Raw genomic sequence first — 12,523 nt, 5'->3', positions numbered from 1 at the left:
TGTGAAAAAGAACCGTCGCCTGCCCCCGCTCAATGCTCTGAAGGCATTTGAAGCTACAGCCAGACACCAGAGTATTACCAAAGCAGCCGAGGAGTTGTGCGTCACGCAAGCCGCAGTCAGCCAGCAGGTCAAATTACTCGAAGCGCATCTTGAGCGGCAACTGCTGCACCGAAATGGTCGGCATATCCGTCTGACTGATGAAGGTCGCCAGTATCTGCCGGTTTTAAACACCGCATTTGACGCTCTGGCAGCTCAGACTCACGAGCTGTTTGGCCGCGGCAATACCACGGTGTTGCGCCTGCGCTGTACTTACAGTTTTGCCCAATGCTGGCTGACACCAAGGCTGGGCGATTTTGTCCGGCAATATCCGACAATTCGGTTGCGGGTGATACCGTCAAATACACCAGTGCCGGAAACCGACCACAATGAGCCTGATTTAGAAATTCTTAATGGCTATGGCAATTGGCTGAATAAACAAGTCGAGCAAATCACGGAAGATGAGTGGGTTGTGGTCGCCAGCAATACCCTGCTTACCCATTACCCGATGCCGGCCCCTTTGGGGCAGTTTGCCCAGTATCCGAAAATTGCCTCGATAGGCTATCGGGAAAGCTGGCAAGACTGGTTCTCGCTCGCAGCCGACACTGGCGACAGTACTGGCAGGAAAACAAACGTCACACAAAGTGAAGCAGATGCTGTGGATCATACACACGCCGTTGAATTCGATGGCCAGTTGACTCCGCCACAACTGGAAGCCTGCAGCACATCGCTAGCCATTCAAATGGCTGAATCCGGAGCGGGTTTTCTGCTGGTAAAACGCATTCTGGTGCAGTCTTCACTGGATGCCGGGAGGCTGCGCATTGTTCACCCGGTCACCATGCCTAGTCGCGGTCATCACTACCTGCTGACCAAAAGTAGCAATCCCGATCAGGTTGCGATCAAGCTGTTCAAGCAATGGCTGTACCGTAAACTGACGACGCATGATAAAGCGCGAAATGACGCTCTGGCGTGAATCGCACCTTAGGTCAGTGAGAATCTGTCAGCGAAAAACTGTCATCAAGTAACCGTCATCAAGTAACCATCATCAAGTAACCATCAGTGAGAAAAGCTATCAGTGAGAAACGTCTCTCCCGTCAGCCAGTTCATGCAGACAAGTTAGGCAACGGGTGAGAAGCGGATTCTGAGGCCTGATTTGAAAACAGGTTAAGTGGGCTAATTACTCGGATAACGACATGGAATCAACGGTAGCCTGAGCCAGTTCCAGAATCCAGTCCGTAAAAACGTGCTCCCCTTCGTCGCGAACGCCATTCATACGTAAGTAATACTGGCGCTGTCGGTTTCCGGCCAAAGGCGAGAGCTGTACCAGTTCCCCCGAATCCAACTCTTTGGCGATCAGCGCTTTAGGGCATAAAGCGATACCATTGTTGTTCATCGCCGCGATACGCATCATATTGAAATCGCTAAACACTGTCCCGCGATTTACTTTCGACACACTCGCACCCGCAGCAGGCTGGCTGGCGTATCGGTCATACCAACGCTGCCACGCCTGTGAGTCACCGTCATGCAGGAGCTCATACTGATTCAACTGGTCTGGCGAAAAGTGGCTAATCTTCGCCGCATATCCCCGGCCACAGACCGGCACGGTCGAACCACTGAACAAGACACGTTCGGAGTCCGCCAGCGCGTTATCGGTAAAACCCAACACAATATCTGCGTGATCATCCCGCCCTGACAACTGGTAGTGCAGTTCCAGTTCTATCTGGGGAAAACGGTCTTTGAAGGCATGTATATTGGGCAGCAAAAAACAGGTAGCCAGTGATGGCAGGCTGTAAATCACCAGTTTATTCCTGACCGGACGCTTCCTATTGTCCGCCACTGCCGCGCGCAACTGGGCAAAAGGGTCAGTCAGCTGCGCCGAAAACTTGATCCCGTCTTCGGTTAAGGTCACCCGGTTTTGCTTGCGGTAAACCAGCTTTTTACCCATCCATTGCTCTAAGCCTTTGATTTGACTAATCACTGCCGCATGAGTCACGAACATCTCTTTAGCCGCCTCAGAGTAACTGCCCAAACGCGCCACAGCTTCAAAGTAATAAATTGATTTCAAAGGCATTTTCATAGTCAGCATCTTTCAGGTGTAAGTTTTTCTTACATTCTATGTGAGATTTAATGAGTTGTTAACCAATAAGCAACAAACCTATCATTCAGGGACTCTGATTAGCGCTAACAGAGATTTCGATGAACGTGTTTTTTTGAAGGATATTTTTATGTTTATCAGATCGTTGAATGATGTCGAAGGCTCTGAGCATTACGTGAACTGGGGCAATGGTACGAGCCATCGCCTGCTTACACTTGCGGACAAGATGGGCTTTACCGTGTGCCACACCGTTGTGACCCGTGGCACTGAGTCGCTGCTTGAGTACAAAAACCATCTGGAAGCCTGCTACTGCATTGGTGGCGAGGGCGAAGTTGAAACCATGGCTGGCGAGCGATTCCGCATTGTTCCGGGAACCATTTATGTTCTTGATGAGCATGACAAACACTATCTACGTGCCAGTGAAGACAAAGATCTGATTCTGGTCAGCGTGTTCAATCCCCCATTGAAGGGAACGGAAACCCACAACCTAAATAACGGCGATTCATCCGCTTACTAATAACGAAGAAGGTGAGCCGCACAGGGTCACTTAGCCCAAGGAAAAGGAGGCAGGTTATGTTTTATCTTCATGGATCTTTCTTACTATATTTGCTCAGTATGTTGCTGATTGGTTTCTATTTTTACAGACGCACCACCAGCACCTCAGACTATATCTTAGGATCGCGTAACCTGCCCCCCAGCGTTGCTGCACTCAGTGCCGGCGCCTCAGATTTAAGCGGCTGGGCCTTGATGGGCCTGCCGGGGGCTATCTATATCGGTGGCCTGAGTAACCTCTGGATTGTACTGTTTACGCTGATGGGCGTTTACGTAAACTGGAAATTCATTGCGCCTAAACTGCGGGTAATGACTGAAAAACTGGGCGATGCTCAGACGATTCCGGAGTACCTTCAAAACCGGTTCAACGACCAGTCCAACATTCTGCGCCTGACTTCGTCGGCCGTCACTCTGGTGTTCTTTACCTTTTATGTCGCTGCCGGGCTGAGTGGTGGCGCGGTATTGTTTGAAAACACCTTCGGGATTGATTACCACACCGCACTGCTCGTCGGCGGAATAGTGATCGTGTCTTACACTTTCCTGGGCGGTTATCTGGCGGTCTGCTGGACGGACTTTTTCCAAGGGTTGATGATGGCGTTGTCTTTACTGGTTGTCGCCCTGGCACTGTTTTTTGTATCCAATGGTGATTCGGGAACCGCTTCATCGGCGGCAACATCGGCAGCCATGGTAAATGCCATTACCCTCAGCGATCTTCGTCCGGATCAAGGTTGGTTCTGGGGACTGCTGTCACTCAGCGGCTGGTGTATCGGCTATCTGGGACAGCCTCACGTGCTGGTGCGCTTTATGAGTGTCCGCAGTGTCGAAGATATTAAAATTTCCCGTCGAATTGCGGTAATTTGGACCAGTATTACGATGATTTCCGCAGTACTGGTGGGCTTTTGGGGACGCAGTTACTTTGCCGATCCGCTGGAAAATGGAGAAACCATTTTTATTGCGCTGTCTCAGGCTATCTTCCATCCGTTTGTTGCAGGACTGATTATCGCCGGTGTACTGGCATCCATCATGAGCACAATCGACTCACAGCTGCTGGTATGCTCGTCGACATTATCGGAAGATTTCTATCGCGCTTATGCCCGACCAAACGCATCAGACAAAGAAGTGCTGAATGTGGCACGCCTGGCGGTACTGGTTGTGGCGCTAATCGGGTTCTATCTGGCCTATCAGAAAGCAGACTCTACGCTATTGAGCATGGTCGCTTATGCCTGGGGTGGTTTCGGTGCTTCTTTCGGGCCAGTCATCCTGTTCAGCCTGTTCTGGAAAAAAATGACGAGTCTGGCCGCCATTTCAGGGTTGATTGTCGGCTCTGTTGTGGCGCTTATCTGGAATCAGAATCAGGGCGGAATCTTTGATTTATTCGGTGTTGTGCCAGGCTTTATTACCGCCAGCCTAACCATCATCGCCATTACCCAATACCAAACAATGAAAGCGACAAACACAGAAACAGCCTACTAAGCACGTTATTGGATATTAGTATTGGGTTCAGTAAATTCGTATCAAAGCCTAAACCTTAGAACACATCAATCTTTCCAAGGCATCCATTCTGGATGCCTTTTCTCCCGCCCTTTGCCAACAATACAACGCATTTCGCAATTTAACGGAGAGACCTCACCGTTCGCCAAAAAGTCACTTCAATTCTGGCAAGAAGATCGCTTCTTATGCATTGTTTGTTCTAACTCACATTTGCCCCATTGCGCGTTAGATCTTTTACTCATTCGCATCTTGCTCATTGGCTTTTACCCTACTAAAAGTTATCTGTTCTCCTAATACTGTTAGCTGAACCCCCGTGATGTATCACGGGGGATATTCGACCAAGCATTCGTCTATAGCTAAACTTGTTCTAAGATCTTATTCAGCAACCTTAACTCTCTATTAGCTCGCTCAAGGCGGTCTCTGCAATCTTGAACAAGCTTCTGATCAGCATTATCTACAAAACCTTGATTTGCTAATTGACGGGTAGTTTGTTCCCTGATTCTTTCATGTTCTGCTTTTTCACTATTCAACTTCTCGACAGTTTGCTCTTGATTTAACTGAGCCTCCAATACCCATAACTTCTCATAGATAGTCTGAACTTCTAAGCTAGTCGTTGCATGAGAAAAGTTATAGTTATACTCATCAAATGCGTGGTGTTCTTGATTCTGACCACCCCAGTTTATTAGATCGTTTTTCAGGTAGTTAAAGGTGTCGACATTACCGTTCAATGATTTCGCAAACTCGCGATAAGTTGCTTCTAAGCTGATTTCCAACCAATTGTCTTTTTTGAGTTGTCTGCTAGAAAATGTTGTCGTTATTTCAATTTCATTTCTAACACAATACTCATTGACCATAGTCTCAAACCAAATTCGTGAGTAGACCAGTGCTTGACGAATATCGTATACCTCAAGTGCTTCTTTAACCTTTTGAGAGTAATTCACACCGAAGTTTTGTATAACTATCCCCTTTGGTGTCGATTTCAATATTTGACTTGAAAATGTGTCCGCATCAGTTGCTCTTTTATGTCTGTTGGAAATCTTTTCCCAGAACATTCTGTCATGCGTTGTAATTATTCTTTGAACTGTTTTTAGATAAACATCATCACTAAACATATCAATAATATTTGACCTATGTTCAGTATCAATTGCATTGACTACATCATCGAAAACAATCACTGGATGACAGTTTTTCTTTGCTACAGATAATAGTAAGGCAAGTCCTAACCCTCTGAGGTGTCCTTCACTTAACACACAAAACGCGTCATCTTCACGACCATCTTGCATCTTAAGAATAATTCTATATGTTCCGCCATTTTGCTGAAATTTGACTTCCGACACTAGTTCATCCGGGGTGTCATGCTTATTGATTTGGTTGTAGTAGCTCAGTGTTGATAGTTCTATTCCATTTATATTTGTAGACTCTACTCCTTGCTTGTACTCATTAAGTTTTGAAAATAATTTCTTGTAACTATCTTCAAGCTGCCTTGCAAAGTCGTTAAACTTCTCGTCAAGCAGTATTTGACTCGCATGAGTTTTACTTCGTTTAAAAAGACGAACTATTTCTATTTGCGTTTCCAGTAATAGCTCAGATTTCGCCTCAATATTTGTCTCAAAAACTGTAGCAGAATCAAGTTTTTTCTCGATGTCGTGAATTTTAGCGTTAAGAGACTCGAGGCGTTTAGCTTGATTTGCTACTCTCTTGTTTCTTGCTCTAATATCATCATTCAGATTTTCAATTTCAGTTGAGAACCCGTGTAGTGTCGATAGCTGTTTTAAATACTCCGCTGGCTTAGATGTGTCTGACGATAAAACATTGTTGATAGCTGAAACCAAACCTTTCGTTAGAGCATCTCGGTGTAGCTCTAAGCACGCTTGTATATAAGCAAAGGAAACAGTTATTCGTTCTTTTAATTGATGCTCTATCTTTTCGCAGCTTATAGATACTTGCTCTAAGAACGCCAGCTTTGGTAACTCGTCTTCAACTACTTTTTGTGGATGTTTTCGAACCTCTTTAATAGGGGTTTCACAAGTCGGGCAGATTTCAATTTCGGACATATCACCGAAGTTCTTCATAGCCTTATACAAATCTTTGTAGTTAACTTTACTAGCGTTATTTGCTAAGACTTCTCTTCTACTTGCTAACAAATCAATTAACCAAGTGATTGACTCGATATATTTATCTAAGGAGTTTAGCTGAACTTCTTCACTAGCAACTTCAAATTTCTGAGTACTTAGCATTAGGTGTTTTTTCAACCTGTCGAAGTAATTCTTCCTTGTTACTACATGAGCATGTTCATATTTTTCTAATCCAAATAGTTCAGATAAGAGCCGCTGCTCTTTTTGGATTTCGTCGTTTTTTGTTTTTCTCAAGCGCCTTTTATCAGCGAGTTGTTGGGTCACATCTTCATAACTGTCTTGACCAGATGTTCTAACAAACTCAGCAGCTTTGAATGAAGCTGGCTTAACCATTCCATTTACAATGTCGTCGATTTCTTCAAGCTCAAACAATGTAGCCAGAACATCCGCCTGTCTGACGTTCGTATCCTTCGAACCCAATAGTGAGAATTCTTGTAGTCTGTTTCTATCAATAAAGCAGCTATTCCAAAAGGGGGATTGGGAGACGGTTCCATTAACCAATTTGCAGTTAATGCTTGGTGCCCCTCCATTCTTTATGTAGCTTTTTAACGGTGTATTTCTTCTACTCGCTTCTTTTACGTTATCAGTAAGGCTATATTCTATAGCTTCACATAATGATGTTTTACCTCCACCGTTTGGTGCAAAAAAGACATTAACACCCTTGCTAAATGGGATTAACGTCCCTTCGTCATTGTCGTTAAGTGAAGAAAACCCTCTAAAGTTTTTGACTTGTATTGATTTCAAAGGTGTCAGGACTAAATTGGATCCGTCACGTGCTAAAGCCATATTTTGGTCTACAATTCGCCTGTACCTTTCTACATTCTTTTTCACTCTCCTCTTTATCTTATCTATGTCACCAAGCTCTGAAAAAATCACTTTTGTCAGTTTTTTGTCTTTTTGATTTTTAATGAGGGACAATAGATATAGATAAGTGACATCATCATCTAGAATCTGACTTTTTAGAAAATTATTTAAATGATAACTCATGAAAGGTACACCTGTGCAACTGGTTGTAAGGGAATGCTACATGTTACCCAAAGTTTTAGTCTTAAACAGTTAGATTGATCTATGTAGTTGTTAGAGTGTTTTGAAAAAAGCGAACTTAATGAGATCGGCTTCTTTCTCCTTGATATGACCAAAGAGGAGGAGTTAGCGGCTTTCCCTATCTGTAGTTATTCATGAACTTCTAATTTAGAAAAGCCACTAACACGTTTCTGTCCAAAACCGTGTTGAGTGTTGCCAACACCCCAAACGAACAAAACAGCATCCTTAGAGGATGCCTTTCACTGAGCCAAGTTTGTTGCTTTTCGCCGGGTCAGATTAAAGCCAGGCCGCCGTTCAGGCATATGTGGGATCTGTATTTGCGAGCTACGTGAAGGCTGTGTTGAATATAGCGAGGAACCATTAAAACCGGTGCCTGAAAACAAGACCTCCGGTGTTGCGCCCGCCCTACAGGGAACGTCGTGCTGGGAATATAACAGGATAAATTCAAATCAATTAAGTTGCCGAAAAGGAGCTGAGGCATGTTTCAACCATCCATTTTTCGCGAAGAACGTATAGCCGTTTTGCAGGAAATGATTCGTATGAATCCCTTTGCGAGTTTGGTTTCCATGCAAGAAGGTGAAATAATCGCCGATCATCTTCCCATGGTCATTCATCCAGAATTATCTGAGCGAGGAATCCTGCGTGGACATGTGGCACGAGGTAACCCAATAGGGAAGAAGCTGGACGACACAATCCCGGTACTTGTCATGTTTCAAGGACCTCACCACTACATTACGCCATCATGGTATCCATCAAAAGAGGAGCACGATAAAGTCGTACCGACGTGGAATTATGTTGTTGTCCATGCCCGCGGCAAGATCACACTTCACCATGACGAAAACTGGATTCTTTCCCATCTGAATGAACTCACCAACCGAAACGAATCGGGACGAAAAGAACCCTGGAAGATCGCTGATGCGCCTGACGATTTCATCGCTCGCCAACTGAGGGGAATCATCGGGATTGAAGTCGAAATCACCGCGTTACAAGGAACCTGGAAAGTCAGCCAGAATAAAAACAGGGAAGATAATCAAGGCGTGGTCAAAGGGCTGAGAATGGAATCCTCTGAGGTGGCGAGTACGATGGCTGGTTGTGTTGCTGAACACTTTGATAAGCCAGGCAGCCGTTAAGCCTGCTCAGTATCCAAAAGCACAACGTTACGACAGGCGAACGGAGTGCTGGGTTCGCCAGATGGTAGCCGTTAAGCATCATCAAAGGGGCATGCTTTATCAAAGGAGCACGCTTCATCAAAAGAGCATACCTCAACACATGTTGATACAAAGGAACAAAAAAAGGCATCCCGAAGGATGCCTTTTCATTGAGCCAAGTTTGTTACTTTGCGCCGGGTCAGATTGTCAGCGGAATCAGCTCGACACCCAGCACGGTGCTAATTCCCATTACCACCAGCAGTGACGTTTTGAATACCGCTTTCGACCAGTCAACATAATTGTCAGCCGTCATTTTGCGGAATGTCACTCGGGTCCACATCAGGCAGACAGCCGAAGCGACCGCCAGGTACTCATACCCCCCGTTGCCCAGCAGGAACAAGCCCAACGCAACAACGCTGAAGGCCACCACATAAGCTTGCATGTGCTTGCGTGCCTTATTGATGCCTTCCACCACCGGCAGTACCGGAATGCCGGCCTCGCGGTAGTCTTGCATGCGGAACATGGCAATCGCATAGGAATGCGGCATTTGCCACAGGCAGAACAGCGCAAACAACAGCACCGCATCCAGGCTGATGTAGTTAGTCACCGCCAGGTAACCAACCAAGGGCGGTACTGCGCCGGATACACTGCCTACCAGTGTGCCGTACACCGACGTACGTTTGTACCACATGGTGTAAAAGAACACGTAAAACACGTAACCCAGCAGTACAACGACTGCCGACAACGGGTTTGCCATACGGTACAGCACTGCCGTACCGCCCAGCAGCAACGCAACCGCGTAGATGAACACATGATCAATATTCAACCCATCCTGAACCAGTACCCGGTTACGGGTACGGTCCATTTTGCTGTCGATATCACGATCAAAAATATTGTTCACCACACAGCCGGAGGCAATCACACAGGCCACACCCAACAGGGTGTAAGCCAGCAACGAGGCACTGGCTGCTTCTGTTTTGGCAGCGAGGAAAAACCCCGCCGCCACAGAAATCAGGTTACCAATGATGATGCCCGGCTTGGTAATGGAAATGTAGCTTTTGATCATGACGCCCTACATCATCATATTGACGTTCAGGTTCCACATAATCCAGATGGAACCGGCAATCACGATAAATACCACAAGGGCAGTAAACACCAGGGAAATCATGTTCCACTGGCCATCTTCAGTGCGAATTTCCATGTGCAGGAAGTACACCAGATGCACCACCAGCTGAACAATGGCACAGCCAAACATCAGCGCGTAGGTAATGGTGTCTGGCAGGCTCTGCGTCGCCACGAAGTAAAACGGAATAATCGTCAGGATCAGTGAGGCAACGAAGCCTTTGATGTAATCCTGTACTCCGGTATCAGCGTGTTGTTGGCTCATTACATTACCCCCAGCAGATACACAATGGTGAATACACAAATCCAGACGATGTCCAGGAAGTGCCAGAACAGGCTCAGACAGTGGAAACGGGTTTCCATCATCTCGTTCAGGCCTTTAGTGTTCAGCTGCCAGTAACACACCGCCAGCCAAATCAGGCCAAAGGTCACGTGCAGACCGTGGGTACCAACCAGCGCAAAGAACGCTGACAGGAAAGCACTGCGCTGAGGACCAAAACCTTCTTCAATCAGGTGATGGAACTCGTAGATTTCCATGATGATAAAGCCAAGGCCCAGCAGGAAGGTAATCCCCATCCAGCGTTTCAGACCAACAATATCTTTACGCTTCATCGCAATGATACCGAAGCCGAAAGTGATACTACTGAACAGCAGCATCATGGTTTCAGTAAATACGAACGGCAGTTCGAAAATGTCTTTACCGCCTGGGCCACCGGCAGTGCCGGTGACCAGTACTGCATAAGTTGCAAACAGGCTTGCAAACAAAATGCAGTCACTCATCAGGTAAATCCAGAAGCCAAACAGCTTGTTACCTGCCGTGTCGTGGTGATCATGACCATGATCATGCGAAATGGCATTAGTTTGCATACGTCACCTCCAGATCATCGTCGTTATCTTCGTTACCGGACGTCACTTGCCCTTTCGCTTGCTTCAGCTTCGCTTTGTGCGCTGCTTCAATCGCTTTGATTTCTTCAACTGTCACGTAGTAGTCCACGTCTTCGTTAAAGCTGTGGCGAATACAAGTCACGATCATGCCTACAAAGCCGATCGCTGCCAGCCACCAGATGTACCAAATCATGGCGAAACCAAACACCAGAGACCATGCTGAAACATACATCCCGGTTGGGGTGTTTTTCGGCATATGGATAGGCTGATATTCTGCTTCCTGATCTTTGTTGTGCTCGCCGCGCTCTTTCTGGTACCAGAAAGCATCCAGCTCGTTGCCTTTTGGCAGCACGGCAAAGTTGTAGAACGGTGGTGGTGAAGACGTTGCCCACTCAAGAGTACGGCCATCCCATGGGTCACCGCTCAGGTCAACATTCTGGTGACGGTCACGGATACTCACGAAGATCTGGATGAACTGACACAGTACACCCGCAGCAATAACAGCCGTACCACAAGCAGCCACAGCCAGCAGTGGGAAGAACTCAGGGTTGATATCCTGGCTCAGACGACGGGTCATGCCCATGAAGCCCAGTGCGTACAGTGGAACAAACGCGAGAATGAAGCCGATGATCCAGCACCAGAATGCGCGCTTACCCCAGGTTTCATTCAGGGTGTAACCCGTCATTTTCGGGAACCAGTAAGTCAGGCCCGCGAAACAACCGAATACCACACCACCGATGATGACGTTGTGGAAGTGCGCGATCAGGAATACTGAGTTATGCAGTACAAAGTCTGCCCCCGGAACCGCCATCAGTACGCCTGTCATCCCGCCGATAGAGAAGGAAATCAGGAAGCCGATGGTCCACAGCATTGGCGTGGTGAACGTAATTCGGCCTTTGTACATGGTAAACAGCCAGTTGAAGATCTTCACCCCTGTCGGGATAGAGATAATCATAGTCGCGATACCGAAGAAGGCGTTTACATTCGCGCCGCCGCCCATGGTAAAGAAGTGATGCAGCCATACCACGAACGCCAGAATGGTGATAACAATCGTTGCCCAAACCAGTGAGGTGTAACCAAACAGCTTCTTACGTGCAAACGTTGCCGTTACTTCTGAGAACACACCGAATACCGGCAGCACCAGAATGTACACTTCCGGGTGACCCCATGCCCAAATCAGGTTGACATACATCATCATGTTGCCACCCATGTCATTGGTGAAGAAGTGTGTACCGACGTAACGGTCCAGCGTCAGCAACGCGATGGTCACGGTCAGAATCGGGAACGAGATAATGATCAGGATGTTCGAGCACAGAGACGCCCAGGTAAATACCGGCATCTTCATCAGAGGCATCGACGGCGTACGCATACGCAGAATGGTGGTAAAGAAGTTCACACCAGACAGCGTGGTACCCACACCAGAGATCTGCAGTGCCCAGATCCAGTAATCGACCCCTACCCCCGGGCTCGCGTCAATGCCGGACAGCGGCGGGTACGCCAGCCAACCGGTACGACCGAATTCACCCACAGCCAGTGACATGTTGGTCAGGATCACACCCACAACAAACAGCCAGAAGCTCAGGTTGTTCAGGAACGGGAACGCCACATCACGCGCACCAATCTGCAGCGGAACGATGATATTCATCAGACCGATGATCAGCGGCATGGCTACGAAGAAGATCATGATCACGCCGTGCGCGGTAAAGATCTGATCGTAGTGATGCGGCGGCAAGTATCCGGCTTCACCCGCAGCAGAAAACAGCTGCTGGCTTCGCATCATTACGGCATCCGCAAAGCCGCGAAGCAGCATGATCATCGCCACAGCGATGTACATAAAACCGATTTTCTTGTGGTCTACGGAAGTAAACCACTCATTCCAGAGGTATTGCCATTTCCCAGCGCGGGTGATCATCGCTGCAACAGCGATACCGACCAGAGCGATCACCCCAAGCGTCACCATAATGATGGGCTCATGGTAAGGAATGGACTCTAACGTTAGTCTTCCAAACATAATT

General features: G+C 47.2%; 10 protein-coding genes. 4 read left to right on the top strand and 6 right to left on the bottom strand.

Annotation, left to right across the window (positions count from 1 at the left end; translation table 11 throughout):
- The first annotated feature begins 1 nt into the window (after position 1).
- Positions 2-1,009, top strand: coding sequence for a LysR substrate-binding domain-containing protein (locus tag FH974_RS17715; RefSeq protein ID WP_207104016.1), 1,008 nt, complete (start codon positions 2-4; stop codon positions 1,007-1,009).
- A gap of 204 nt (positions 1,010-1,213) precedes the next feature.
- On the opposite strand, the gene FH974_RS17710 is transcribed toward FH974_RS17715, so the two are convergent.
- Positions 1,214-2,113, bottom strand: a complete 900-nt coding sequence (locus FH974_RS17710; RefSeq protein WP_207104015.1) for a LysR substrate-binding domain-containing protein — start codon at positions 2,111-2,113, stop codon at positions 1,214-1,216.
- Between the two features lie 148 nt (positions 2,114-2,261).
- On the opposite strand from FH974_RS17710, the gene FH974_RS17705 reads away from it, so the two are divergent.
- Positions 2,262-2,648 carry an ectoine synthase gene (locus FH974_RS17705; protein ID WP_047884700.1) on the top strand — a complete coding sequence of 129 codons (387 nt, stop codon included), beginning with the start codon at positions 2,262-2,264 and terminating at the stop codon, positions 2,646-2,648.
- Positions 2,649-2,704: 56 nt separating this feature from the next.
- Positions 2,705-4,156, top strand: a complete 1,452-nt coding sequence (gene putP / locus FH974_RS17700; RefSeq protein ID WP_207104014.1) for a sodium/proline symporter PutP — start codon at positions 2,705-2,707, stop codon at positions 4,154-4,156.
- Between the two features lie 374 nt (positions 4,157-4,530).
- Here the strand turns inward: putP and FH974_RS17695 are convergent, their stop codons facing one another.
- Positions 4,531-7,296 (bottom strand): AAA family ATPase, encoded by a 2,766-nt coding sequence (locus FH974_RS17695; protein ID WP_207104013.1) that lies wholly within the window; start codon positions 7,294-7,296, stop codon positions 4,531-4,533.
- 536 nt (positions 7,297-7,832) lie between these two features.
- Here FH974_RS17695 and FH974_RS17690 point away from each other — a divergent pair.
- Positions 7,833-8,483 (top strand): FMN-binding negative transcriptional regulator, encoded by a 651-nt coding sequence (locus tag FH974_RS17690; protein WP_207104012.1) that lies wholly within the window; start codon positions 7,833-7,835, stop codon positions 8,481-8,483.
- Positions 8,484-8,700: 217 nt separating this feature from the next.
- Here the strand turns inward: FH974_RS17690 and cyoE are convergent, their stop codons facing one another.
- Genes cyoE through cyoB form a run of 4 tightly spaced genes read right to left on the bottom strand, consistent with a single transcriptional unit; the run spans position 8,701 to position 12,519 of the window.
- Positions 8,701-9,567 carry a heme o synthase gene (gene cyoE / locus FH974_RS17685; protein ID WP_207104011.1) on the bottom strand — a complete coding sequence of 289 codons (867 nt, stop codon included), beginning with the start codon at positions 9,565-9,567 and terminating at the stop codon, positions 8,701-8,703.
- 6 nt (positions 9,568-9,573) lie between these two features.
- On the bottom strand, positions 9,574-9,888 hold the full coding sequence (cyoD, locus tag FH974_RS17680; protein ID WP_047884711.1) for a cytochrome o ubiquinol oxidase subunit IV: 315 nt from the start codon (positions 9,886-9,888) through the stop codon (positions 9,574-9,576).
- Complete coding sequence (cyoC, locus tag FH974_RS17675; RefSeq protein ID WP_207104010.1) at positions 9,888-10,490, bottom strand: cytochrome o ubiquinol oxidase subunit III; 603 nt, start codon at positions 10,488-10,490, stop codon at positions 9,888-9,890. Before cyoC ends, cyoD begins: the two co-directional genes overlap by 1 nt.
- Positions 10,480-12,519 carry a cytochrome o ubiquinol oxidase subunit I gene (gene cyoB, locus FH974_RS17670; protein ID WP_207104009.1) on the bottom strand — a complete coding sequence of 680 codons (2,040 nt, stop codon included), beginning with the start codon at positions 12,517-12,519 and terminating at the stop codon, positions 10,480-10,482. The genes cyoC and cyoB overlap by 11 nt, the downstream gene beginning before the upstream one ends.
- Positions 12,520-12,523 lie beyond the last annotated feature (4 nt).

This window comes from Photobacterium ganghwense, from assembly GCF_017329545.1.
GTDB classification, from domain to species: domain Bacteria; phylum Pseudomonadota; class Gammaproteobacteria; order Enterobacterales; family Vibrionaceae; genus Photobacterium; species Photobacterium ganghwense.
The sequence above is the reverse complement of the archived record's forward strand: the minus strand, read 5'-3'. Positions and strand labels throughout refer to the sequence as shown.

Coding starts and splice junctions, on each gene's coding strand:
- FH974_RS17695 (WP_207104013.1), bottom strand. CDS start 7,296: ATGAGTTATCATTTAAATAATTTTCTAAAAAGTCAGATTCTAGATGAT.
- putP (WP_207104014.1), top strand. CDS start 2,705: ATGTTTTATCTTCATGGATCTTTCTTACTATATTTGCTCAGTATGTTG.
- cyoB (WP_207104009.1), bottom strand. CDS start 12,519: ATGTTTGGAAGACTAACGTTAGAGTCCATTCCTTACCATGAGCCCATC.
- FH974_RS17710 (WP_207104015.1), bottom strand. CDS start 2,113: ATGAAAATGCCTTTGAAATCAATTTATTACTTTGAAGCTGTGGCGCGT.
- FH974_RS17705 (WP_047884700.1), top strand. CDS start 2,262: ATGTTTATCAGATCGTTGAATGATGTCGAAGGCTCTGAGCATTACGTG.
- FH974_RS17690 (WP_207104012.1), top strand. CDS start 7,833: ATGTTTCAACCATCCATTTTTCGCGAAGAACGTATAGCCGTTTTGCAG.
- cyoE (WP_207104011.1), bottom strand. CDS start 9,567: ATGATCAAAAGCTACATTTCCATTACCAAGCCGGGCATCATCATTGGT.
- cyoD (WP_047884711.1), bottom strand. CDS start 9,888: ATGAGCCAACAACACGCTGATACCGGAGTACAGGATTACATCAAAGGC.
- cyoC (WP_207104010.1), bottom strand. CDS start 10,490: ATGCAAACTAATGCCATTTCGCATGATCATGGTCATGATCACCACGAC.